This window comes from Arenibacter troitsensis (genome assembly GCF_900177645.1).
Taxonomy (GTDB): domain Bacteria; phylum Bacteroidota; class Bacteroidia; order Flavobacteriales; family Flavobacteriaceae; genus Arenibacter; species Arenibacter troitsensis.
Genome location: NZ_FXAO01000010.1, coordinates 52,650 through 77,481, shown reverse-complemented (window position 1 = coordinate 77,481; position 24,832 = coordinate 52,650). Strand labels below are relative to the sequence as shown.

Sequence of the window (24,832 nt, the reverse complement as noted above, 5' to 3'; positions counted from 1 at the left end):
AATTAGGGTAGTTCTCAAATTATGTTTGTCCCATAATTAATTAAATACAATTAAATAATGGGAAAATTAATGTTGAGTACATTGGAACTTTCCGACATCAAAAAAGTAGTCGAGGAAGTTATTGAAAACAAGTTAAAGAACTTGAACCCACAACCTGAAAAGGAAGGGTTAAAACTCTTATCACGAAAAGATACGGCTAAACTTCTCTGTATCTCCTTACCCACCCTCCACGATTGGACAAAAACTGGAATAGTTAAAGCCCATAGAATAGGGAACAGAATTCTCTATAAACTTGAAGAGGTCAACGATGCTTTGAGCATGATTCAAACATCTAAAAACGAAAGGGGGTTATCATGTTAAAAAAGAAAAATGATTACTCCGTTATCGTATTCTTTGAAGAAGGAACAAAGCCTAAAAAATGGCAGTATGTCCACAAACTGAACGGCTTTTCTATGTTCCTGAAAAAGAAGCATCCTACTTGGCAATATATGAACGTTTACAACAGGCGTTCGGGTGCTTTCATGCGGAGAATCCACAAGGACAGTTTCGTTCCGCCATTCATCACCGAGTAGTTTTCTTTTTTTTTAACCTTTAAAACTAAGCACCTTCAATTACAACCTTTAATAATTAACCTTTTAATGGTTTTAATTAATGTGCAACGATTCAGATTATGATAGTTAAGAATACGTACGGAACAAGCGTAGCTTTTTCCACCAGGCAGTTCGGGGTAGTTCCCAAGGATGAATTTTCAGGCTCTGCGCTTCAACGCAAGAAAAAAGACCCCAACAAGGATAAGCCCAAACCAAAACCCAAAAAGAATGACGGCAAAATAAAACTGCGTTCACTCTCTAGGCGGTCAAAGCAAAAAATAAGGAAGAAAATAACCTGCTTTGCAAGATGCTATAAGCGATTAAGTTTTGTTACTCTTACATTTTTGAACAAAGTAGACGATAAACAAGCGGTCGATGTCCTAAGAAAATTCTTGGACAACGTTAAAAAACGCAGTACCGATTTTCAATATGTATGGGTAGCGGAAAGACAGACCAAAAACGCAGAATTTGAGGGCAATGTTCATTTCCACATCATCACCAATAAATACTGGAAAATTGACAAGTGGTGGAATTATTGGTTGGACTTGCAGAAAAAGAACGGTATAGAACCAAGGGAAAAGGATTTCAAGCCCTCTAGCGCATTTGATGTAAAACAATTAAACTCTAGCAATATTAGGTCTATTGCATCATATGTAACAAAGTATGTCACCAAGAACAACGCAAAGTTTAAATGTCAGGTCTGGAACTGTTCTAGGCGCGTTTCTGAACTGTACACAGACTTTTATACAACTACGGAGTTTACTGACCAATTTAAGCGCCTAAAAGCAATATTAAAGGAAATTGAAATCGTAGGGCAAAGAAACCAGCCTGCTCTAAATATAAAAATGATTAATCTAAACAGACAAACCTTACCCCTTTATAAAAGATTAGACGATAAAAACAAAGCAATAAAATAAAACTCATGAAACATATAAATATTAGCATTAAAAACGAATTTGGAAAACAAACTAGCTATAAAGCCAACAACAAAATCATTAAGGGATTATATGCTACTACAGACAAGTTAAAAGTACAGGAGAATTGCGTCAATTTGAAAATTATCGTTAGTAGACCGAATTTAAAATTAGTATTATTTAATAATACGAAAATTACCGTATTCGGGGAGATTTGTATATTGACTATCTTGGGGCTAGGTAACAAACAAAGTCAATTTTTAATTCAAAAGGATTTAGATTTGAACAATTTAAAATGGTTGGCATCCAAGAAACTTAATGGTCATTATCATGATGCGATTAAGAGAGCCTATCAAACTATGATGGTATTAAATTTGAACAATCGATTTTCAAAGATATAACACAGAATCAGTCATAATCTAGTCGGAATATCTGGCCACTATATTAATATTAGCGCCATCAATTTCAAACGAAGAAATAAAATCAATATTATCCAAACTTCTAATTAATTCTAAATTATCCTTTGTATTTGAAATTGATGGCTTTTTTCTTTTTTGGGCAATTTTATTATACGGTTTAGGCAATTTTCCTATTAGGATTTCAAGGTCTGTCTTACTAAAATCCCAAAAATGCAGATTGAGAATTTTAATCCTATCTTCTATCGAATCCGAATTTTCAAATAAAACAATAGCTAAATCTATAGGTATAGATTTAATATCATTGTTTCTAGCTTTAATAGCACAATAGAGACTACTAATCTTCTTATCCTTTTTGATGATATCTTCATCGATTTTATATATGAATTCCAATTTAATTTTTTCTGAAATATTATTTGAACTCAGAATTGCTAAAATCTCCTTCTCGTTTAAGCTCAACTTATCGAATTCAGAAATAAAGGTTACTTGATTTTGCTCAACAAAAGAAAGATATAGCTCTGAATAATGTTCTTTCATTCTTTTGAAATTGGATTCGCTAAATATTAACTTCCCATGTTTAATTAATGATTGGACTTTATCTGAACTTAAATTCTCAAAACGTAAATTGTCATAAGTATAAGTTGTTGAATTCATTAGATGGTTATAACTTTCATAAGTTAACTTATTACATAAAACAATATCAAGTGTAAAACAATCGATATCAACTTCCTCTGCTTTAATCTCATCATCTAGTTTGAACTTTGATAACTCTAAATAGGCTTCTTCCGAGTTCAAATAAGAAATCAATACTTCGCTTAGAACTTCATCGCCTATTGCAGTGTAGTAAGTAAAAACATTAGCCCATGTATGTTTAATTTTATTATACTCAAACAGCAATTCCATGTTATAAGCTTCTTTTACATTAGCTAAATTGGTTATTTTAATTTTTTGACCCCTAACTATTCTAATAATTAATTCCGCGTTTATTTCTGCATTATTCAAAAAGTCAACAACTGTTTCTTCTGTTTCAGAATCATTTGTTTCTATTTTCAAAAAAACATTTTTTAAATAATCATTTATATTGGAATTAATATAATTTTTAAGAATTTCAAGATTGGAATTTTGTATCGCGCTATAATTAGAAGTATAATAATTATTTTCACCCTCCTCCTCATTATACAACTTGTAAATTACTTCAACATTAACATCATTAATAATATAATGGTTAGATTCATATATGGCATCAAAAAGGGCCCTAGTTTGAATATTTGGACTGGAAAGAGTGATGAATTTAATATTCAGTTTTTGAAATAACGTGACCACCTTCTGATGCTCCGTTCCTTCTACTGACGATAGGATATCGCTATCCTTTGAAATAAACGTTTTTAACTGAGATTTAAGTGCATTGGTAATTATATCATCAATATCAGCAAATTTTAGTATGAGTTGAAAAAAGTCCAAAACATCAGCTTTGGGCAAATTCGAATACGTTTCTATACAACTCCAAAACTTAGGCCATTCCTTGGTCAACACCTTAACAAATTCACCAGTATTTTTATTTGAAAAACCCTTGTGCAAAGTTTGATTAACTTCATATTCAAATAAGTAACCTTTGATAAAACTAAACATCTCATAACCATCCTTGCTATTATATTTATATCCGGTTAAAAGTTTTATAAAAGCTTCAAACTTTTCTTTAAACTCGCTAGAATTAGTTAGAAGAAATGCTAATAAATCATAATTTAAAATTGGCCTTCGTTCAAAATATCGTGTCGGAATTTTTTTAACAACGTTCCTAATTTTATTGAGTTCATAATTATATGCACTTGAAAACCCCTTCTTGACATTTCTTTCAAAATCATAATCTGCCTGAGTAATATTTACAGCATGGAACTGAGAAATATAATGGTGGTAATTCTCATCTATATAACCATTTAGAAGCAAGTTTCTCATTAAATTGCTATTAACAAAATCAGCTAAATAGGGATCTATTTCAACAACTTCAAACACCTTGCGTGCATCCCATGTTTTAATTTCATTTCTCCTTTCTTTAAGCTCCTTCTTTTCTGCTTTTAACTTTTCAACTTTATGATCGTCCCTATCTTTAATTAGCGATTCTCTTTCTCTAAATGTAAAATCCCCATTAACAAATTGTTCAATTTCGGAAAAAGGCATATCCATAGTAGCAATGGTGTAATCTTTATAATTACCACTATATGGACGTAGCCAGTAATATTGAATACTTTTTAAATCCAGCAACTCTTCAAAAACGTCTTTATCATTGAGCTGAAAAAAATTATAAATTCGTCCCTCTATACTGATATCTACGGCCTTTGGAATTTTACTTTGAATAGCGTTAATATATATTGCTCTTAACTCCCTAATATTTGCTATTTGTTCCCCCTCTATATTTGATATTTCAGTCTCAATTGCATTTATTTTAAAGTCAATATCTGATATTAATTTATCGATATAAATATGCTTTTTTCTAAAAAAATCAAATAGCTTTCCTTTGTTTTTGCTTAATTCAACAAAATCCTTTGGATAGAGATTCTTATAAATAATTATCGCAAATAAATTATCTTGAATTAATTTATTACCTCCTAAACTCTCTTTATAGATGGTATATTCATGAAAGATATTTGTAAGAAATCGCATATCAATATCATCAATAAAAGTGACTACTCCATCTTTAAAATCTTCGGTAAAATCATGTTCTAGGCCAGCGTCTTTAAGTAATCTTGATAGTTGCTCGTTAGCATTTGTTGGACTAATAAATGGAATTACTGGAATTATGTAATCAAAGAATTTTGTTCTTTCCTCATTCTGAAATATATCGTCCCTTATTGCATAAATAAATGCGATTTTTCTTTTAATAAGCTTCGAATTATTAAGTAGTAAATTAATTTCTCTCAACTTAGTAAATACTTCTGTGTTTTTAAACCTATCTAAATCTTCTATTACAATTACATTATAACTGGTAGATTCAAAAAAATATAAAATTTCATCTAAGTGTTGATTAAAGATTGATTTATCAACACTATTTCCTATTTCGATTTCTCCATTAAAAATATTAAGCTTATTTATTTTTGAACGGTTTAATAGTCTAGTAATTTTAGCCGATGCTAAGCCAATTCCAAATAAGAAAATGGTAATGACAATAAGTGCTATTAAGTCAATATCTTCAAGCGCAAATGTCCAAGTTTTGGGATTGAATAGTGCTAAATAATTTTCTTTAAATAGTATAATAATTGATACAGTCCATAAAACGATTCCAATCGAAAAAACACTTAATTCCTCTCTACTAATACTACGAATTCTTTTGAACCTCGAATCTGGAATTTCAGAAGGCTCTACATGATAAAAAATTTGTTGAAGTATACTTAACTCAATTAATCTATTTATTTTGGAATTCTTTATATTCTCAGGTTTAGCCAAATCAATTGATGACCTATCACCTTCAATCCCTTCATCTCTAAATGTGGCAAGAGATATATTAAGAAAATTAAAATTAGGGTTTTGGTGTTGAAACGTTTTGATAATTGTACTCTTACCAGAGCCATATGCTCCCGTGAGAGCAATATTGTTTATTTCATCAGATAATATAGCGTTTTCTAAGGCATTTAAATAAGGTTTAATTTTATCCAGCTCTTCAATCTCAGTTAATACTTTTGGAGCTAAAGAGGTAGTTTTTTTAGGTTGTTTCAAAATGCTATTGGATTTAAATCAAATAATGAATATCTACGTATATTTATAACCTAGTAATAATCAAAGTATTCACGATATAATATCTAGAAATATACTAAAGTTATTGATATAATGAAAAGCCTAATTTGAACAATATAATACGATTCTATTAATAACATCTCTGATATCACTCCGCCCCGCATTCCGCCCCTAAAACGAAAAAAGCCCCGTAAACGTAGTGTTTACAGGGCTTATCAACCGTTTTACGTGGTCCCACCTGGGCTCGAACCAGGGACCACCTGATTATGAGAATCTTAATTTTGTCTTCATTAGGTATCATTTATTTTCTTATAGTCTGATTATCAATATTTTATGATATTTTGTTTTGTAACAAATTGCATTTATTTTACCTTTAAAGGGCCATTTGTTGTACCTATGTTGTACCCAAATTTAGAATGAAATGATAAATGTCAAGACAGTTTTGCGGAAAAAGAAACTCTCAACGGGAACGTTTCCAATATGCCTCAGAATTACCAAAGATCGCCAAACAAAATATTTCAAAACTCTTTTTAATGCCACTGAAATTGAATGGGACGCCCAAGCAGGTAAGTTTAACAAACGAAATCAGAATTATCTACAAAACAACCGTTTAATAAATAAGTTCCAAGATAGGGCACTAAAAATTATTGGTGAACTTGAGTTAGAACAGGACGATTATACCTTGAATGATATTGAAAAAAAATATCGTATCGAATCCAATCCTATAAAGAATAATGTATTCGAGTTTTGGGATGAAATAATAGAAGAAATGCTTTTGGCCGGAAGAACAGGGAATGCACAAGTAAATAAAGACGCCCGACATATCGTCAAATTATTTCATAATTCACTAAAACTGACATTTAAGGAGGTTACTCCGGCTTTCCTGCAGAAATTTGAAGTCTATTTAAGGTCTAGAGGAGGTACGGATGGTGGAATTGGTGTAAAAATGAGAGCTATTAGAGCACTTTACAACCTTGCAATTGAACGCAACCTTGTTAAGGAAGAGTTCTACCCATTCAAAACATATAAGGTTTCCAAATTGAAGGGTAAAAGTCCTAAAAAGGCATTGACTATAGAGCAAGTCAAGAAAATAGTTGACCTTGACTTGAAGAAATATCCTTCTTTCACCAATACCAGAAATTATTTTGTCTTTAGCTTTTATACAAGGGGAATGAACTTTACCGACATGATGAAGCTGGAATGGAAGGCAATTGATGACAACAATATTTTCTATACCCGTTCGAAAACCAAAGGAAATTTTATGATCAAGATATTACCTCCTGTTCGGGAAATTTTAGATTATTATCAAGAAAACTCCTTGGGAACGAAATATGTATTCCCCATTCTGTTAAAGGATGAATTAACCCCATTACAACTCGAAAATAGAAAGCATAAAACCCTTCAACGTTACAATAAAGAACTAAAAGAAATTGCAAAAATCTGTGGAATAGATAAACCTTTGAGTAGTTACGTTGCACGACATAGTTATGCCAACTGCTTAAAGCAAAAAGGAGTTGCTACAGATGTTATCAGTGAATCTATGGGGCATCAAAATTTGGCAGTTACACAGGCTTATTTAAAAGAATTGGATAACTCAGTTTTGGACGAGGCCACAGCATTATTATTATAGGTAGCACATAATAAAACAAATCTTAAGATAGTCAGAGGACATTGACTTAATTAAAATATTTTTCTTTTCAAAATATTCTAATACAATAGCACCTTGATCATTATCGTTGAACTTATCCGTTATTTCTATGTCGATTTGTAAATCCATATTCAAGTTATTATGAAGTTTCGTTTTGGCATTAGTTGGACCAAATAAGGGGACGTGTTTGTATTCTCAATTGTTTTCCATTATTTTGGCCCTTCATTTTCTTCTTCCATGCCCCATATAATATAGTATTATTATTATGAGAATTGGTATCAACCACATTCCCAACCCATTCCCCAATTCCTGTTGCTAACGTGCATGATTTTAATTGATTTTGGCTGTAGTTGAATTCATTTTCATGACCCTGCTCCACATTTCAGGATTGCCTTTAATCATTTATATCATGGTGTTAAACATTGTTGAATCTGAAGCTGCCATACTAACCAAATTATCCATCGTACCTTACATTTTTATATAGTCTCTCATCATGACGCGCATCCCAATCCCTTCTGGATTTTCCATCAATTTTTGACCCTACAATTTACTGCAACTGTCATTACCTATCATCGCGCTCACCAATTCCGTTCGACAAGGTTAGTCTAAGATTAATAAGGTCATAATCCCAGAACGCTGCGAATCATTTTCAAGTAATCTATTTCGGGGTTGTTTGGAATCGCATGCCGTAAATAAAAACATAGCTGTGGTGGCATCAAGCAAACAAGTAATCACTAATTTTTCATTTCATTTATCTTATAAAATTTATATTAGTCTAAATGCAGAGAAGATGCTGTACGCCAAATCATTCTACCCGAGATTGCATATTGGTTTGAAGATGTTTCTGCCTAGATAAGACCTTAAATAGTTGAATTGTGTTCAAAAGAAGCTACGTTGTTTTTCCTTTTATCTTTTACCAATTATTTTCACGACCAAACTACACTAAGCAGCATAATTATATAGACAACAAAAAGAATGAAACATTTTCTCATAATAGTTTATTATTAATTATTAAAGTATTGTCCACAATTTGGGCATTTGAGCTCAGGTGACTATAGGTTATTTCTATTTGCGTTGATTCTAGTTGTAAATAGAGCGATAGCTTTTAGTTCCTGTCCAACTTTGGCCAGGTAGAAAATTGGATACGCTGACCATCTAATTAAATGAATAATGCTTTTTAAGTTGGGACGCTGTCATCCTTGTTATTTATTAGCTTAATGTTTTTGAGTTCGAGCAAAACAGCTTGTAGGGATTTGGCAGTAGCCCTCTCCTTGGCAGTAACGGAACTGCCATTATAAAATATCGGTCTAAGTAAACTTCTTGATTTTCCAAGAATTCTGATGAGCAAATTATTCCACTTCCAACTTTCCATATGTTCTGATTAAAATGCTATTGAATAATTCTATAGCACACAAAGTTGAGAAGGGAACAAGAAAAGATTACTACATTATTTTGCAATAACATTACATATATCACAGGTTTTAGACTTGCTTGCTGTTTTGAAATACCTTTAGCTGTGCCTTTAGAAATGCGCTATATGCTTCAAATTCTGAATCTGAAATATCGTTGTGTTCATAGCTCAAAAAAAGTGGTGTTTCGGTTAAATTGTTGTATATTACAGGAAACTCCCTTTGAAAGGAAAGGGTTAGGTCAAAAATCTCCTTATTAAGCTGATTTTCGATTTTTTTACTCATCATGGCCTTATATCATTATTATACGCTATAAGTTAAGTATATATTTCTGTAGTTTTTTTACATGATTTTGAGAAAGAATTGCATAAATCCCACTTCCATGTTTTCGGTCATCGATTAATTTAACTATCAATAATTCAATGTCTCATGCTTATTTACGTGAAATACATGGTTAGTTTGCGCTGTAAAATGGTAGTAAAGCAGGAGCTGCAAAAGATGGGCTTAAATTATGTCAACGTAGACCTTGGAACAATAGAAATCTTGGAAAATATCACAGATTTCCAAAAAGGACAACTACGTACCAACCTTAAAAGGTTTGGACTCGAATTGTTGGACGACAAGCGGAAAATTATGATTGAAAAAATCAAAGCCGTAATTATTGAAATGGTCCATTATTCCGATGAATTGCCAAAAGTGAACTATTCGAACTACATCAGTGAGAAACTGGGTTATGATTATACGTATTTGGCAAATACATTTTGTGAAGTAAAGGGAATCACTATTCAGCAGTTCATCATTCTAAACAAAATTGAAAGGGTAAAAGAACTGTTGCTTTATGACGAGTTGAGTTTAAAGGAAATATCATATAAGTTACATTATAGTAGCGTTTCACATTTATCCCATCAGTTTAAAAAAATTACGGGGCTTACGCCATCGTATTATAAAAAACTAAAGGTAAAACGGTTTGGGAATTTAGAAGATTTATAGTCCATAGTTAAACTGTGCCATTTAAAGTCTACTATTAAACTATTGGACTTTTTTTAACCTCCAAATATCAATAATGTGAGAATGTTATAACTTTTAAGCTTTCGTATGTAATACATTATCGGCAATAAATCCTCAACTTGAAGCTCAGGTATCTTGAAATAAATTGAGTACCCTAAGCTATAAGCCCATACCTATGGAAAATACGGAGGTAGAAAAATCAAAAACCTTTATTATTGTAGAAATTATTGAATATGTCCCCAATGCGGTGGTTATAAAAACCATCATAAAAAAAACGACGGGTAACGTAACCGCAGTTTCTGTTGATACAGGCGAAAACATAACAGAAAAAATATCGCCTTACGATAGGTTTGTCCAAATCATCGAAGGGCGTGCCGAAATCGTGATTGACAACAATTCGCAGACCTTGGAAACGGGGCAGTCTATCATCATTCCAGCCAACTCTAAAAATACCATAAAGGCCAATGAGCGGTTCAAAATGATTTCAACCATCATTAAAAGCGGCTATGAGTAACTGTTATCCTTAGGTCTTAATAATGAAACATAAAAAACCAAGGAAGCTATTATGTTTAAAAAACGAAATAAAAAACACCAATTTAAAAACATAAATTCATGAACAAATTACCAAAAATTGCGATACCGGGGATAATCACACTTATTGTACTGGTTGTTTTAATAATAAAATCTGCCGTTACGATCGATTCTGGACAAGCAGGCGTGTTGTATAAAACTTTTAGTGGAGGCGTTGTGATCGACGAGCCACCTATGGGCGAGGGTTTTCATATCGTGGCACCCTGGAACAAGGTTTTTATATACGAGGTTAGACAGCAGGAAGTATTTGAAAAAATGCAGGTGCTTTCCTCCAACGGATTGGAAATAAAATTGGACGCCTCTGCTTGGTTTGAACCAAAACGCGAATTTTTAGGAAAGCTTCACCAAGAAAAAGGGTCGGAATATATTCAAAGGGTACTATTGCCTACAATTAGATCAGCAGCAAGAAGCGTTGTAGGGCGGTATACTCCGGAGCAATTGTATTCTAGTAAGCGCGATGCGATACAGGCCGAGATTTATGAAGAAACCAAAAAAATAGTTGACGGACAGTATATTCAACTCAATGAGATATTGGTGCGGGATGTCACTTTGCCAGCTACCATCAAAGAAGCTATAGAACGTAAACTAAAGCAAGAGCAAGAGTCCTTGGAATACCAGTTTCGATTGGTTACTGCTAAAAAGGAAGCTGAAAAGGTAACCATTGAAGCTCAAGGAAAGGCAGATGCAAATAGAATTCTAAGTGCTTCTTTAACAGATAAGATTTTGCAGGACAAGGGTATCGACGCAACATTGGAACTAGCGAAGTCATCAAACACAAAGGTAGTCATAGTTGGAAGTGGCGATTCTGGATTACCGTTGATACTCGGCAATAATTAATTATTGTTTTGTATGATGGAATAAAAATATTAGACGAAAACAACTTTAATAAGCAGGAACTTAAAAATAATGTGGATGTTCCTGCCTAATGGAATAATTAACAAAAACTAAAAAGATGTTCAAAATTCAATTAAACACTGATAAAAATAAATCGGGAGACAAAAAGCTTGAAAGATGTTTGAGTTCGGTAATATAAGATGAGCTTTCTCTTTTTAGTGATGATATAAGGAGGGTTGAAATTCATCGGGCAGATGAAAATAATCATAAAAGAAGAAAGTATAACAAACGGTGTATGCTTGAGGCCAGGCTCAAAAACAGGCAACCAATTGCCGTTACTAGCCATGCAAACTCTGTGGAGAAAGCTTTGAACGACGCTCTAGATAAAGTAATTGCTTCAATGGAAACAATATATGGCCGGTCAAAGAATCACCCCAACTATTAATGGGAAAAGGTTATGGAAGTAAAACCTCGCAAACTGTAATGGTTTAAAATATAATAAGTTAAATAAAGGATGAGGCCCTAAAGTAGTTTATCAATCAACACTAGAATTAGGTTTCCCCAATAGGGTTTACAGCTAATACCTTAACTGAAAAAAATGCTGGAGCAAAACTTGAAGGCTTTAACTTTCAAATAATACTAAAATATTATACAATGAACACAACAGATTATAGAAAAGAACTATCGAATCAGGATCATGATTTACTATTGAAATTTCCGGCATACATATCTTTATTGGCGGCCAATGCAGATGGTACCCTTGATAAGGATGAGTTATTTGCCGCCAATGAATTGGCCCGTATTAAAAACTTTTCATGTCATCTGATACTTGAAGACTTTTATAAGGAAGTGACCCTTAATTTTGAGTCCACTTTACTTAATCTCGATAAATCCCTGCCTATTGGCAAAGATGGTAGATTTGTCGCTATCAAAACTGAACTTGTGAACATCGAAAAGATTATGCTTAAGTTGGGTGATGAATATACGAGCATCATGCACAAAAGTATGAGGGCATTTAAGGACCATGTTTCTAACGCGCACCATAATGTGTTAGTCGATTTTATATTCCCAATTCCAATTAAAGGATTGAGTTATTAACAAGGAAAAGGTTTGCGCTGGGGATGCTATTTGTAAAACCAATGGGATTTTAGAATAATGAAATGGTTTTAATTGAGTATTAAAAAAGGTTCCTTACGACCAACAATAAATTCAGGTCAATGGTCGGTTAACGCATGGATGAAATGAAAAGAGGACTATCGCCCCTTTTCCTTTATTATCCTGGTTAAAGAAAACCATTTTGAAACTAAGGCAGTATGCCTACAGCAATCTTTATCCAAACCTGCGATAGATTAATGTTAATTCTATGCTTTTGTCACTATCATTTTATAATTCTATTTTTTACTTTGATTTTCATCTATAGTTTTTTTGTCAATGTCAAAATTCTTATTCTTGACTCTGGTTCCACCAGCTGGATTGGTAGGGTTTGATTGTTCTACTTTTCTATTAAATTTTCTTTTATCCTGCGTAACTCCCATGATTTTTGTTTTTAATATTCGTATTCAATGTAAAGGCTAGAGCTTCGAATATCCAATTAAATTAGCCAAACCTTTGTTAAATCGTATATTTCGAGATATTTATCACTCCTAGACAGCTTTGAGACTTTTTGCCTCTATGCCATCAGGTTATTGCCGCATGGGGAAGAGGCACTGTTGGATGATCTTAAACATTATTATAGAGAAGAGAAATTAATAGAAGGATTAAACTAATAAAATATAAGTCCGTCTTATTTCAAAAAATTCCTCGACACTTACCATTAATCACGGCATGGTCCCAAAATCTTACCATAACTAACCTGCGCATGGATCCTAATTCGATTTTATAGCGTACGGGCGGATAAGCGTTAAATAAAATCGAATTAGGGCGCATTGTGCTATGGTTTAGGAGGACAATGCCAATACTTTTATTAAACTGATATTCCGTAATACGTTTGTTTACAATTAATTCCAATCACCCGGTATGGCATTCAATTGGGTCAGGGTACTCCATAGATTATAATTGGGTCATATAATAACAATGTTCATAGGCTTAGGAAGACATTTTGACCCAATTGAACAAAATCCATCAGCCTATTAAGATTCAAGGCTTTGAATACTGGCGAGTACTAATGGGATACTATTTAGAGTAAAAACTTCAATGATCATAGGGGTTTCGAGATGATTTACATTAAAAATAGGACAATGTCCCGAATTTAATCTTTCAACATAGCACTAAAAACCAACATTTTAACATCCGTAACACCGCCTTGGCGTGTTACCCTCTTGCTATTCCAAACCTTAAACGCTACGCATCCGGTTTTCGAATACTCTTCTTGTACTTTTCCATAGACCTTCAAATTTTGTTTTTCTTTTCACCAGCTACTTTCTCCGACTGGGGCCGTCCAACTTTAACAGGTTGAACATCCTTACGAACCGATCCGAGATCTGCCTCCCGTACCGGTCCTCTATTTGGGAAGAGTTCAGATTGGTGGTGATGTGCGTTTTTGTCCCAAGGTCCTCAAAATTTCGGTAACGGTTGAGCAGGATCCTGACGAATATATCCTCCTTTCCATACTGGTAAACATTGTTCGCCACCGTTTCCGATCCCAGGTCATCGAACAGAAAGGTTCCCTTGGAATAGTAGTCTATGACATCGTCCTTGTTCTTCTCGGCATTGTACTTGTCCACAACTTCCTGGGCACTGATGGATGGGAACCAAAGCGCCCTGAGACCATATTGTCTCGACATGTTCTGGATGATCTTAAAACTCGATGTCTTTCCGGTGCCATAGGAACCGAAGACCATCAATCCCTTCCTCAGGGAGATATTTTCAATTAGTTCGAATGCAGGGTCACGGTTCCAGTACCTGCAGAAATGCCCGAGGAAATTTTTGTTGGTCCCGTCCACTTCAAAGTCGAGGTCCATGCGGGCATAAAATTCCTGTGCCGCCCTATAAAAAACTTTTTTAAAAAGCTCTGGGGCGCAAAGCGGTTTTGGTTGCGTTTCCTTTTTCTGAAATTGTTCCGACCATCCCTTTTCCATATCGATCACTCCAATATTGGACTTCTATTTTTGTTTTCTTCTTTTAAAAAGGTAAATTCTTTTTTTCCTTGTTTTGTTACTTGTTTAGTATACTCGACATTTTTGTCCATGCTGCCTGGACATTTTTGTCTAGGCAGCCCGGACACTCTTGTCGGGGCAGGGTCGCCCATTTTAAACCCAAAACGGAGCAGACTTCTCAGGTATCGCTTCCTTCCGTTGAAGGAGGTCTCCTCTATCCAGCCCAGGGATTTCAGTTCGGAAATGTACCTGCTGACCTGTCGTTCGGAAATATGAAGGAAGGAGGCGATGTACCTGTTGGACATATAGCATTCCCTCCCATTTTCCGTAAAGCTGTGTATCTCCAAAAAAAGGATCTTGGCATACCAGTTCACCTCCTTGTTCAGATAGATCGTTCTAGGTATCCAGATGCCCTGAAAATTCCTTTCCGTGGGTTCCATGCCAATGGACATCCGTTTACCTCCTATTCTTTATTAGAGACTCATTGAACCTATGTTCCAAAGTCTCATCGGAAAGATCGGGCTCCCCTAGGAGCCATGCGTCGATGGTATCCTTGTCGAAGAATTTCTGGCGTATATTGGGGTTGTTGCCCATGGGGATGAGCTTCTGTTGTGTAAGTTTGTAGATCTTGCTTTTGGAGAGTCCGGTGTATTGTGCCAGGTCTTCCACATTGAGCGTTTTTTTGTTGTGGGCCAATAGCCCCTTGATCTCTGTAAGTAGTGTTACCACATCCTGTTGATTTTCCATTATCGTATTTTTAGGATTTTGAAGAATGTGCAACCGGCCGATCGCTCTTTTGTACGGGACAAACATATGGCAACAGATATACACATGTCAATACGATAATCGGGGTTTGGGAAGGATTATGCTATAATTATGCTTTGCCCAGCATCTGTTTTACCAATTTCCGTTGGTTCTTGGAATTTGTCTTTTCCTGATCGGCCTTCCAAGAGGAGAAACTGGACTTTAGGGTATTGGGGTTGATCGGTTCACCGTTCATAAGAAATGAGTTTTGTAAAAATTGGAAGAATTCCTGTTTCCGTTCTCCGGTAATCTCGGTAATTCCCCCGACAATGATCTCATCGAAAAGGACAAAAAGTAAACGGTGGTTTGCAGATTCCCCACTTTTATTGCCCATGGTAAAATTGATCTTGGTAAGGACATTCCTGCCCAAGAGTATGCGTTCGAGTTCCTTCCGCCCATCGGGGTCCAGATCCAAAAGATGGAACTTCATCCTTGGCCTTTTCAACCGCTCCATTGTAAAACCATGTCCGTCCTTGACCATATGGGATTCGGACTCATAAAAAACGGCCACCCAAAGTATGGCCAGAACCAAGGCCAACAACAACCCAAGATATATCTGATAATGGTCGATAAGCGACCTAAAATTGATAACGGCCGAAACAAGAAGTATGAACAGGATATATACGCAAACAAGGAAAAAAATAAGGTTTCCCCTATTGCCACCGATCCGTTCGTTCAGAAAATCATTGGTGGCGGTCCGTACCCTGGCAAGTGCCCTACCGGCGTTTTGGATGAATTTTTCCATTGAGACCCAGTCTTCCTACCAATAAATATAAGTAAAAAACCGGTAATCAAAACCATGGAAAATTTGATCAATAATTAGATCACACAATTCAAATATGCCCAATTTAGTCTCCAAACATTACATTGTATTATGAATCTTAAAAATCATCCTCAACATATCATGTTTTGAGGTAACCTTATTAAATTTAGAATTCAAAAATAGATCAAAAAAAAAGCAACATTCTATAAGAAAATTTGAAATGAAAAAAGAAAATGATGAGCTATAAGGGAATTGGTCGCAACCTAAAAAATATTAACTTTAGCGTTTAAATCCATAAAAATTCATAACTCTGCTTAGAGTCCCAATATTAATACTTTTTATTTTATGCTCTCCCTTAAAAGGGAATTGCCAGGGTCTTTTATTTAATTCAAATGACAGTTTAATCGCCCAAAGAACTGAATACAATGTATTTGGTAATATCCAACCTAAATTTAACAAGCCCTTTGAGATTAATTTTGATCTTTCCATATTGGACAGTGACAGTTTCGGATATATTCTTTCTATAGGCGATAAAAATCATTTAACTTCCTACTCCCTTACCTACCTGAACAGTTCAGATGAATCATTTCAATTAAGTTTTAACCTAGATGGTGTCAAAAATCTCTTAAAAATACCGCTAGAGGAGAGTTCTCTTGGAAATAAAAAATGGATCAAGATTTCCCTAAAGTTTAATCCCCTTTCAAAAAAAATTATCCTAACCGTAGACGATAAGATATATAGCACCAAACGGTATGAATTTGAAACAAATATCACCCCTAATTTATTCTTTGGAAAACACGGAAGTATAATTGATGTTCCTTTGATGGCCATTAAAAACCTTACCATTGCCGAAAGTTCCAACATATATAGATTTAACTTTCATGAAAGTGAAGGGAATACCGTTTATGATGGCCATGGAAAAGGATATGGCACCGTACAACACCCAAATTGGCTAATTAATGATTCCTATCATTGGAAACATAGATTCACCACCAGTTCCAAATCAATAGCTTCCCTGGCTTTTGATGAAGCCAACCAAAGGTTTATCTATATCAATTCGGATACCATCGGCTTTTATGAATATGGAAAAGATCTAAACAAGAAGCGTCCATTAAAAAGTAGATTGCCAGTTCCTATGAATCTTGGCAATAGCTTTGTTAATACGGAAACAAACGAATTAATTGTATATGAAGTAAACGACCTTCCCAATGATAGTGCTACAATTGCCAGTATTAATCTGGACAATTTAAATATTGAAATACTGAGCCGCCTGCAGCTCACACAGCAAAGACATCACCATAATTTAATATGGGATAACAACAACAACCGATTTATCATTTTCGGTGGCTTTGGAAACCAAAGACTAAACAATACTTTTAATGCATTTGACCTTTCTAAAAACAATTGGGATACTTTAACTTTAAAAGGAGATACTATTTCCCCTCGGTTTTTCTCAGGAAAGGTTGAAACCGGACCTGAGAAAGTTTTATTATTTGGAGGTGTAGGTAATGAGTCTGGTGACCAAAGTATAGGCAAAACTTACTATTATGATTGTTACGAGGTAGATTTTGTAAAAGGCACCATAAATAAATTATGGGAAATAAGTCGGGACCAAAACCTTGCTTCCGTAAGGAATATGGTACTTTCTTCCGATTCGACCGCTTTTTATACTTTAAATTATTCAGAGTACATACCGGATTCCTTCTTACAAATGAATCGTTATGACATTAAAACTGGAAAATTTGAAATTCTTGGCGACTCGGTACCTATTGTTTCTGAAAGAATAAAGACCAATGCCAATCTCTATTTTAACAATGCAACGAATGAATTTTTTTGTACTGTCCAAGAGTTTAATATTGATGGTTCAAATACTATCAATATATTTTCATTAAACAATCCCCCAGTTTCCAAAAAAATGATTGCCAAATATACCTCAGAAAAGATCACTACCTCAAATGTATGGGTTTACATCTTATCGGGTATTTTCCTTACCCTCATTATCTCTTGGTATCTAATAAAAAAATGGAACGCTAATAAAAAGGAAAAAGAAAAGCAAATAAAGTCGATCATTGCTGTAGATCAAAACCCGCACTTTAACGGCATTGTTAAAAATTCCATTTCACTATTTGGCCCATTTACAGTTTTTGATCCTAATGGTAAAAACATTACTTATTTATTTAGCAATAAAATACGTCAGTTATTTGTGATCATCCTATTGCATAGCTGGGAAAAAGTTCCTTTGGGAATCGTTTCCGAAGAAATCAACAATATCCTATGGCCAGAAAAGGAGCCTAAGAAAGTAAAGAACACAAAAAATGTAGCCATAAACCAGTTGCGAAAAACACTGTTGGATATGAAAGGTCTGGAGGTGGTTTTCACCCAGGGCATGTTTTCTATAAAGTTTAACAACGACTTTCAGTGCGACTATTTTGATTTTATCAAGAGCTTAAAATCCTTAAATCAAAAATTGGGAAATGATATGGCTATAGAAAGACTTATATACATATCCAAAAAAGGAAACTTTCTAAAATCCTTTAACCATCCTTACTTTGACCAAATAAAAACCGACTTTGAACACGAGGCCCTAAAGGTTATCCCTGATCAAATAAAACATTTCTATAGAGAGAATGATTATGCCAAAGTGGTTCAATTGACAGAAATACTTAGTAATATAGAACAACTGAACGAGTTATCGTTTTACTATAAAATTCAATCTTATATTAAATTAGGACTTATTGATAGGGCAAAAAAATACTACAATAATTTTGTCATCGAGTACAAAAAAGTACTCGATGACGATTTCCCTTATACCTTTAACGAAGTTTCGGAGAATATTCCTGACGATTTAAAATAAAGCATCTCCAACCAGCATTTGAAAATAAATACCTAAGTAGCGTCCCTATTTACCATGTAAGTCGTCTTTGGATAGGGAATAGGGTTTTGTAGTCCCTTCAGTTCCCCTTTTTAGGTTGGGTTCCGATTTCATAATTAGATCAAATTTACTGCCATTCATAATATCTTCATAGGTGATATAAGTTTTGTTGTACATTTTTTTATTCCTCTGAACAACATTAATATATATGTTTTCCTTAGAGTTCTCCTGGGCGTTAATTTCAAATGTTTCCCCATTTCTCAAATGCATTTTCACATTTTTAAACAATGGACTTCCCAAGGCGTATTGTCCAGTACCCGGAGTTACGGGATAAAACCCTGCTGCTGAGAACACATACCAGGCAGAAGTCTGCCCGTTGTCCTCATCCCCACAAAGGCCATCAGGTGCAGAAGAATACAATTTATCCATAACATTGCGCACATGCTTTTGTGTTTTCCAAGGTTGTCCTAACCAATTATACAAATAGATGGCATGTTGTATAGGCTGATTTCCATGTGCGTATTGTCCCATATCTGCCACCAACATTTCTGTTATTTCGTGGATTTGTTGACCGTAATACGACTCATTAAATGTTGGGGGAGTGGTAAATACGCTATCCAAGCGCGAACGCATTTTCTCTTCCCCTCCAAATTCATGGGCTAGGCCCAATGGATCGTGAAACACACACCATGTCCAATGCCAAGCAGCACCTTCTGTAAAAGCATCGCCCCATTTATCCGGCGTATAGCTAGAAGCCCATGACCCATCTTTATTTCTGCCCCGCATAAATCCAATTTCCGGATCAAAAACATTCTTATAATTTAAAGAACGTTCCCTGAACAACTCTATCTCCTTCTTTGGTTTTTTTAAAGCTTCTCCTAATTTTGCAATGCTCCAATCGGCAAAAGCATATTCCAGTGTTCTGGCGGCATTTTCATTTACACCAACATCATATGGTACATAACCCAACTCATTATAAAATTCAGCACCAAACCTACCTACCGAACTTAATGGACCTTTACTTCTAGAATTCTTTACAACCGCCTCATACAACGTTTCTATATCATAACCCCTAATCCCCCTTAGATAAGCGTCAGCTATATTTATGGCCGAATTGGATCCTATCATACAATCCCTATGTCCTGGACTGGCCCATTCCGGTAACCATCCGCTTTCATTGTATGCATTTACCAAACCGTTCATAACATTACTCAAATAATCCGGGTACATAATGGTGAAGAACGGAAATACTGCCCTAAAAGTGTCCCAAAAACCATTATCGGTAAACATATAACCAGGCAATACCTTTCCGTTATACGGGCTATAATGCACTATTTCATTTTCGGCATTATATTCATAAAATTTTCTTGGAAACAATAGCACTCGATATAGTGCCGTATAAAAAGTCCTATATTGCTCCAAGGTGCCTCCGGAGACCTCCATTCTACCAAGCTCCTTGTTCCAGGCAGCTGCGGCCTTAGCCTTTGTTTGGTCAAAAGAATCTTGCCCTATTTCGCGATCTAAATTTATTTTGGCCTGTTCGGGACTAATAAATGATGAGGCCACCTTGGCGGTTACCGTCTCCCCGTCCGTGGTCTTAAACGTAATGGCAGCACCCACATGGTAACCCTCCGCTTTTCTGTCTTCGGAGATTCTTAGTGAACTATCCTTTCCTTCTTCTTTTTCCCATGTAATCAACTCTTCGAAATCCTTATCAAAAACAATAACAAAATAATTATGGAAATTCTCTGGGACTCCTCCACTATTGTTTCTACAGTAACCAATTATTTTACGTTCACTTGGAATTACCTTTACCATAGACCCTTTAAAAAATCCATCAACCAAAATGTGGGACCTTTCAGATTCTGGGAAAGTAAACCTGAATTGTGCTCCCCGGGTGGTAGGCGTAATTTCGGTAGTAACGTCATAATCGGCTAAATAAGCTCGATAATAATGCGGTTGGCTAATTTCCGCCTTATGTGAATACCATGATGCCCTATCGTCCTCATTAATCTTCAAATCCCCAGTCTCTGGGAAAAGTGAAAATGCCGCATAATCATTGATCCAAGGACTAGGCTGATGGGTCTGTTTAAAGCCTCTTATTTTAAGTGCATCATAGGTATACCCCCAACCGTCTCCCATTTTTCCAGTCTGAGGAGTCCAAAAATTCATTCCCCATGGGGTAGCGATTGCAGGATAGGTATTACCATTGGACAGGGCGAACTCGGAATCCGAACCTACTAGAGGATTTACATACTCGACATAAGATATTAGGGTATCTTTTATTTTGGGTTGGGCAATGGCGGTAAATGAACTTATTATCACTAACGATAAAATCAATTTTCTTAATTTCATAATTTTCTGTTTTTATTATCCTTTGTTGATGCGTCCGAGTCAAAATATATTCTACTGTGATACTTAAAAAAGGGCAAAGAATAGACCATTCTTTGCCCCTCAACTTAACTAACTATTAACTCAACTCTATTACTTTATTGCTTCTCACATACTAAGGGATTCTACCCCATTAACGAATGGCATAATGAAGAAATATAGAATCCTTCTTGCATATCAGATAACAGTTTAAAATACTTCTTTTAACCATTTAGTGGTTTGTTCAGGCCTGTAATGCATTCTTATACGCCAAATTAATTCCTCCACGTTAACGACCTTAAAGTTTTCATCTAGCTTATCCGCATTGAGTTTTGCTGCTCCTGCTCCCACTATATTACTCCCGGAATTCTCGCTTAATTCATCGAGGGAATCCCCGATGTCCGTAAACTTGCTCCAGGCGTGAACTGACACTAGGCTAAATGGGTTATCAGACGTTTCAGAATTTAATTTATTGGCTATATATGTAGGAGTTCCTTCTCGCTCATTGTTGTGGTCTCCAAAATTCCATAAGGAATATTTAACGGTAACTACAGGAATATCATACCCCTTACTATTTTTCACCCAAATAATATCACCCTCTCCCCCGGCATATGGAGAATATTGTACGGCTATAATACCTTCCAATTGATCGTTGGCATCCACATAGGCCTGGTAGGCCTCCTTCGACTGTGTAGACCGTACGTCTTTTGCAATCAAAGCCAGTACTTTAACCCGATGTTGACGCATATGGGAAGCCGTAGCTTCCGATATGTATTTAAGATTCTCTAACCTATTTGCCGATTCACCAAGGTTGTCGGCATATGTATAACCGCCCCCAAAGGTTTGCACCAATGATGTTTTTGATGCTTGCCCTTCAAAAAGAGACTGCATCATGGCAGGTGCCATCATGGAAAGATTATCTACCGGCAGACCAAACGACATTTTCATATCATTTGCCTCAGGATGGGTATAATAATCAGACCCATCAAATCCATTCATCATCCATTGAATGTTGTCGCCATCAGACAGATAATAGGAAACATACTTCTTACCTTCCTCCTCAAAATCTATAAATTGTGGATTCAATACCTTAGCCATTCCAGCTTGACGTTCTTTATATAAAATCGATGTTAAACTCGTATTGTACGACCAGTCTGAGGGAACCATGATATTACCACTTTGGGATACCTTGTCTACAAACTGATCCTCTCCCACTCCTTGCTCCCAACCATACACGGGTGAATTTGGCTCCAGCCAATTCAATACTTCTTCGAATAGTGCCACATTCTGACCCGCGGACGGATTATTGAATTCTTTATTTAAGTTGATTACGAACAAATTGTTTTTTATGGCAAATTCCCGTAATTCTCCTGTTTGTACAGGCATAACTACCAATGCTTTGTTGTTGCATTTATCCTTGAATTCATTCCATGCATCTTGGGTTGTTTTAGTGGTGGCGTCATAGGTCATTTCATAACCTGCTTCTTCATAATATTCCTTGTCCCTTACATCCACTATGATGGAATTGTGGACATGGGAAGCTATAGAGGCTACAATATTGCTTTCAGGGTTGTTTTCCACATCGGTTAGAACATATCCGTCGAATAAATCCTTCAATTGCAATGCTACTCCATTATCCGGACCATAATCATTACGAGCCAATTCAAGACCACTTTGCATGCCTTGCTCTTTGATTCCCATATTTTCCAAGGCCTGTTTGGATACTTTATAGGATTCCTTTCCACTGTGGTCATGTAACCATACCCCCACTTCACTTTTTCCTTGCTCTACAGCCCTATTTGTCAAGCCTGCCAAGGATTGACATAATAAATGGTATTGCAAACCCCTTATTTTTTCCGTCTGTCCCAGTTCATTTCTACTTCCAACTGGGATTACTTCTACGCAATTCCAATATTTTTTGGGTTTAACGCGCATTTCTGGGTGCCAGTATTGTCCCTCATCTTTAAATGGGTCATATTGCTCCAGATAAAGGCTAGCCTCTTCCTCTTCATTCTGATAGTCCATGGGGTTAGGTGATTCATAATTATCGCAACCTGTGAATGATAAGGTTGTCATGAATAAGAATATCAATATATTGTTCATTGTATTTTTCATTTTTTATGTCTTATATCAATTAGTATCCTGTATTTTGAGTAAGTCCATCTACTTTATTAATCTCATCTTGTGGAATAGGACGCAGAAGGTGCATATTACCAATATTGTTATATTTAGTAACGAAAATATTGTATTCTTTAGCCCTATCTATCAATTTACCGGTACGTTTAAGATCGAACCAACGATCATGCTCTCCTAGTAATTCCCTAGCTCGTTCATCCAATATAAAATCCAGATCTACCGTTGATACTTCCATGTTGTCCCTTTCCGAAGGTGTTACAGCAGCCCGTCTTCTTAAAGTATTGATCCGGTTAAGGGCCATATCAAAATTTCCTGCTCCCAAATTAGCTTCGGAGCTTAATAAATAAGTGTCCGACAACCTAAAGATTACATCTTCCCTGGAACCCGGGCCACCCCAATCAATTTGAGTATCCTTAAACTTTTTTATGATCGGCATCCTATCCAAAGCTGTAGTAAGAATCGGTAATGCTGTGGACTGAGGGTACCATTTGTAATCACCATCTTCTTTGAAAGCATAATAGTTTATAGCGTCATTAGTGTTCCCGGAATCATCATTCCAGCGAGGGAAATAGATACCTAATTTGCCAAAATCATCACTATTTGGATTATTCACGTAAAACTCCCTTTGAAAAGTGGCATCATAACGGGAATCAACATAAGGGTTCTCAAATAATTCATGCACCCTAGGGTTTATCCAATAGCCACGACTCATTGCGCTATAATCGGACTGTACTCGGTCAAATAAATCCGGCTCAAGTGCTACGATATTAAATCCAAATAGCGATTGTTGTGGGTTACCTCCACCAATATAATTTCTATCCATCCCATATTGTATGGCCCATATCACCTCAGAATTGTTCTGATTGTTTTCGTCATAGACACTAGTATAGGAATCCAACAACTCATAAGGAGATTCTGGATCATCAATAATTCGATCCAATTGCTCGGCAGCAAGTTCAAAATCCAAGGGATTGGCAAAAGGCTTATAGGCACGGGTCAAATAAACTTTCCCCAATAACTGAATAGCCGCAGCTCTACCAAGCCTTCCAGGTTCCTCTACCTCCCAAGAAAGCAAATCAACCACTTCGGAAAGCTCATTCACCATAAAACTATATACTTCGGCTTCGGAAGTCCTTTCCACCTCTGTTATTACAGTGGTCTGCTCAGTAGTATATAGAGGCACCGGTCCAAAGGTCTCCACCAAATAATAATAGGCCAATGCCCTTAAAATCCTGCCTTGTCCCGTTATTTCATTAAATTCTTCCAAGGTCATTCCCTCAGTATCTAAACTGGTTCGGGAAAGTAAAATATTAGCCTCCTGAACAATCTTAAATAAATTGTTCCAATATGGCCCAACTACTCCTGCAGTAGAGTTAAAAGAGGGATCGTATCCATTGAACATTCTTTCATTGGGACTTTCCGTAATGGCCATGTAAAGATCAGTGCCGTAATATTGAAGTTCGCCTGTATTGAATACAGAACGATATTTGGAATACATATCTACCAAAAGTTTTTCCTGGCCCGATTTGGTGTTGTAAAAATCATCTGTTATGGCCGAAGGATTGTCAATATCCAAATTATCGGAACAATTGACCAAGAAAAATACCGATACTGTTAGAAAAACGAGTTGACTTATATTTTTTATCATATCTGAAT

General features: G+C 35.6%; 20 protein-coding genes. 9 read left to right on the top strand and 11 right to left on the bottom strand.

Annotation, left to right across the window (positions count from 1 at the left end):
• The first annotated feature begins 57 nt into the window (after positions 1-57).
• The 3 genes from B9Y87_RS18970 (at position 58) to B9Y87_RS18960 (ending at position 1,905) form a co-directional block, all read left to right on the top strand.
• Positions 58-360, top strand: a complete 303-nt coding sequence (locus B9Y87_RS18970) for a helix-turn-helix domain-containing protein (RefSeq protein WP_085500538.1) — start codon at positions 58-60, stop codon at positions 358-360.
• 310 nt (positions 361-670) lie between these two features.
• Entirely contained in the window at positions 671-1,507 is an 837-nt protein-coding gene (locus B9Y87_RS18965; RefSeq protein WP_085500537.1) for a rolling circle replication-associated protein, read from the top strand.
• Positions 1,508-1,512: 5 nt separating this feature from the next.
• Positions 1,513-1,905, top strand: a complete 393-nt coding sequence (locus tag B9Y87_RS18960) for a hypothetical protein (RefSeq protein WP_085500536.1) — start codon at positions 1,513-1,515, stop codon at positions 1,903-1,905.
• Between the two features lie 18 nt (positions 1,906-1,923).
• Here B9Y87_RS18960 and B9Y87_RS18955 read toward each other — a convergent pair whose 3' ends face one another.
• Entirely contained in the window at positions 1,924-5,628 is a 3,705-nt protein-coding gene (locus B9Y87_RS18955) for a YobI family P-loop NTPase (protein WP_085500535.1), read from the bottom strand.
• A 439-nt stretch (positions 5,629-6,067) separates the two neighbouring features.
• Here B9Y87_RS18955 and B9Y87_RS18950 point away from each other — a divergent pair, with 439 nt between their 5' ends.
• Complete coding sequence (locus B9Y87_RS18950) at positions 6,068-7,276, top strand: site-specific integrase (protein WP_085500534.1); 1,209 nt, start codon at positions 6,068-6,070, stop codon at positions 7,274-7,276.
• Between the two features lie 1,195 nt (positions 7,277-8,471).
• Here B9Y87_RS18950 and B9Y87_RS22090 read toward each other — a convergent pair.
• Together B9Y87_RS22090 and B9Y87_RS18940 are read right to left on the bottom strand one after the other, a co-directional pair.
• A complete protein-coding gene (locus tag B9Y87_RS22090; protein WP_085500533.1) occupies positions 8,472-8,666 on the bottom strand; it encodes a hypothetical protein in 195 nt (64 codons plus the stop codon).
• Between the two features lie 109 nt (positions 8,667-8,775).
• Entirely contained in the window at positions 8,776-8,991 is a 216-nt protein-coding gene (locus tag B9Y87_RS18940; protein WP_139827292.1) for a hypothetical protein, read from the bottom strand.
• Between the two features lie 141 nt (positions 8,992-9,132).
• Here B9Y87_RS18940 and B9Y87_RS18935 point away from each other — a divergent pair, with 141 nt between their 5' ends.
• The 4 genes from B9Y87_RS18935 to B9Y87_RS18920 all read left to right on the top strand — a co-directional run bounded on the left by B9Y87_RS18935 (position 9,133) and on the right by B9Y87_RS18920 (position 12,234).
• Complete coding sequence (locus tag B9Y87_RS18935; RefSeq protein ID WP_217807544.1) at positions 9,133-9,693, top strand: helix-turn-helix domain-containing protein; 561 nt, start codon at positions 9,133-9,135, stop codon at positions 9,691-9,693.
• 193 nt (positions 9,694-9,886) lie between these two features.
• Positions 9,887-10,225 (top strand): cupin domain-containing protein, encoded by a 339-nt coding sequence (locus B9Y87_RS18930; RefSeq protein WP_072860170.1) that lies wholly within the window; start codon positions 9,887-9,889, stop codon positions 10,223-10,225.
• 98 nt (positions 10,226-10,323) lie between these two features.
• Positions 10,324-11,139 (top strand): prohibitin family protein, encoded by an 816-nt coding sequence (locus tag B9Y87_RS18925; RefSeq protein ID WP_085500532.1) that lies wholly within the window; start codon positions 10,324-10,326, stop codon positions 11,137-11,139.
• 651 nt (positions 11,140-11,790) lie between these two features.
• Entirely contained in the window at positions 11,791-12,234 is a 444-nt protein-coding gene (locus B9Y87_RS18920) for a hypothetical protein (RefSeq protein ID WP_085500531.1), read from the top strand.
• 293 nt (positions 12,235-12,527) lie between these two features.
• Here the strand turns inward: B9Y87_RS18920 and B9Y87_RS22035 are convergent, their stop codons facing one another.
• The 5 genes from B9Y87_RS22035 to B9Y87_RS18900 all read right to left on the bottom strand — a co-directional run bounded on the left by B9Y87_RS22035 (position 12,528) and on the right by B9Y87_RS18900 (position 15,780).
• Positions 12,528-12,671: a hypothetical protein gene (locus tag B9Y87_RS22035; protein ID WP_176225682.1), complete on the bottom strand. Its 144-nt coding sequence runs from the start codon at positions 12,669-12,671 to the stop codon at positions 12,528-12,530.
• Between the two features lie 879 nt (positions 12,672-13,550).
• On the bottom strand, positions 13,551-14,213 hold the full coding sequence (locus B9Y87_RS18915) for a P-loop NTPase family protein (protein ID WP_085500530.1): 663 nt from the start codon (positions 14,211-14,213) through the stop codon (positions 13,551-13,553).
• 5 nt (positions 14,214-14,218) lie between these two features.
• Entirely contained in the window at positions 14,219-14,671 is a 453-nt protein-coding gene (locus tag B9Y87_RS18910; protein ID WP_176225681.1) for a helix-turn-helix domain-containing protein, read from the bottom strand.
• A gap of 16 nt (positions 14,672-14,687) precedes the next feature.
• Positions 14,688-14,978 carry a helix-turn-helix transcriptional regulator gene (locus B9Y87_RS18905; RefSeq protein ID WP_176225680.1) on the bottom strand — a complete coding sequence of 97 codons (291 nt, stop codon included), beginning with the start codon at positions 14,976-14,978 and terminating at the stop codon, positions 14,688-14,690.
• Positions 14,979-15,105: 127 nt separating this feature from the next.
• Entirely contained in the window at positions 15,106-15,780 is a 675-nt protein-coding gene (locus B9Y87_RS18900; protein WP_085500527.1) for a hypothetical protein, read from the bottom strand.
• A 508-nt stretch (positions 15,781-16,288) separates the two neighbouring features.
• Here B9Y87_RS18900 and B9Y87_RS18895 point away from each other — a divergent pair.
• Entirely contained in the window at positions 16,289-18,652 is a 2,364-nt protein-coding gene (locus B9Y87_RS18895) for a kelch repeat-containing protein (RefSeq protein ID WP_085500526.1), read from the top strand.
• Between the two features lie 45 nt (positions 18,653-18,697).
• Here B9Y87_RS18895 and B9Y87_RS18890 read toward each other — a convergent pair whose 3' ends face one another.
• The 3 genes from B9Y87_RS18890 to B9Y87_RS18880 form a co-directional block, all read right to left on the bottom strand.
• A complete protein-coding gene (locus B9Y87_RS18890) occupies positions 18,698-21,025 on the bottom strand; it encodes a GH92 family glycosyl hydrolase (protein ID WP_085500525.1) in 2,328 nt (775 codons plus the stop codon).
• Between the two features lie 225 nt (positions 21,026-21,250).
• A complete protein-coding gene (locus B9Y87_RS18885) occupies positions 21,251-23,143 on the bottom strand; it encodes a GxGYxYP domain-containing protein (RefSeq protein ID WP_217807543.1) in 1,893 nt (630 codons plus the stop codon).
• Positions 23,144-23,174: 31 nt separating this feature from the next.
• Entirely contained in the window at positions 23,175-24,824 is a 1,650-nt protein-coding gene (locus B9Y87_RS18880) for a RagB/SusD family nutrient uptake outer membrane protein (RefSeq protein WP_085500524.1), read from the bottom strand.
• Positions 24,825-24,832 lie beyond the last annotated feature (8 nt).

Bases quoted from the DNA above. Each gene is read 5' to 3' on its own strand.
- B9Y87_RS18970 (WP_085500538.1), top strand. From the start codon at position 58: ATGGGAAAATTAATGTTGAGTACATTGGAACTTTCCGACATCAAAAAA.
- B9Y87_RS18965 (WP_085500537.1), top strand. From the start codon at position 671: ATGATAGTTAAGAATACGTACGGAACAAGCGTAGCTTTTTCCACCAGG.
- B9Y87_RS18960 (WP_085500536.1), top strand. From the start codon at position 1,513: ATGAAACATATAAATATTAGCATTAAAAACGAATTTGGAAAACAAACT.
- B9Y87_RS18950 (WP_085500534.1), top strand. From the start codon at position 6,068: ATGATAAATGTCAAGACAGTTTTGCGGAAAAAGAAACTCTCAACGGGA.
- B9Y87_RS22090 (WP_085500533.1), bottom strand. From the start codon at position 8,666: ATGGAAAGTTGGAAGTGGAATAATTTGCTCATCAGAATTCTTGGAAAA.
- B9Y87_RS18940 (WP_139827292.1), bottom strand. From the start codon at position 8,991: ATGATGAGTAAAAAAATCGAAAATCAGCTTAATAAGGAGATTTTTGAC.
- B9Y87_RS18935 (WP_217807544.1), top strand. From the start codon at position 9,133: ATGCTTATTTACGTGAAATACATGGTTAGTTTGCGCTGTAAAATGGTA.
- B9Y87_RS18930 (WP_072860170.1), top strand. From the start codon at position 9,887: ATGGAAAATACGGAGGTAGAAAAATCAAAAACCTTTATTATTGTAGAA.
- B9Y87_RS18925 (WP_085500532.1), top strand. From the start codon at position 10,324: ATGAACAAATTACCAAAAATTGCGATACCGGGGATAATCACACTTATT.
- B9Y87_RS18920 (WP_085500531.1), top strand. From the start codon at position 11,791: ATGAACACAACAGATTATAGAAAAGAACTATCGAATCAGGATCATGAT.
- B9Y87_RS22035 (WP_176225682.1), bottom strand. From the start codon at position 12,671: ATGGGAGTTACGCAGGATAAAAGAAAATTTAATAGAAAAGTAGAACAA.
- B9Y87_RS18915 (WP_085500530.1), bottom strand. From the start codon at position 14,213: ATGGAAAAGGGATGGTCGGAACAATTTCAGAAAAAGGAAACGCAACCA.
- B9Y87_RS18910 (WP_176225681.1), bottom strand. From the start codon at position 14,671: ATGGAACCCACGGAAAGGAATTTTCAGGGCATCTGGATACCTAGAACG.
- B9Y87_RS18905 (WP_176225680.1), bottom strand. From the start codon at position 14,978: ATGGAAAATCAACAGGATGTGGTAACACTACTTACAGAGATCAAGGGG.
- B9Y87_RS18900 (WP_085500527.1), bottom strand. From the start codon at position 15,780: ATGGAAAAATTCATCCAAAACGCCGGTAGGGCACTTGCCAGGGTACGG.
- B9Y87_RS18890 (WP_085500525.1), bottom strand. From the start codon at position 21,025: ATGAAATTAAGAAAATTGATTTTATCGTTAGTGATAATAAGTTCATTT.
- B9Y87_RS18885 (WP_217807543.1), bottom strand. From the start codon at position 23,143: ATGAACAATATATTGATATTCTTATTCATGACAACCTTATCATTCACA.
- B9Y87_RS18880 (WP_085500524.1), bottom strand. From the start codon at position 24,824: ATGATAAAAAATATAAGTCAACTCGTTTTTCTAACAGTATCGGTATTT.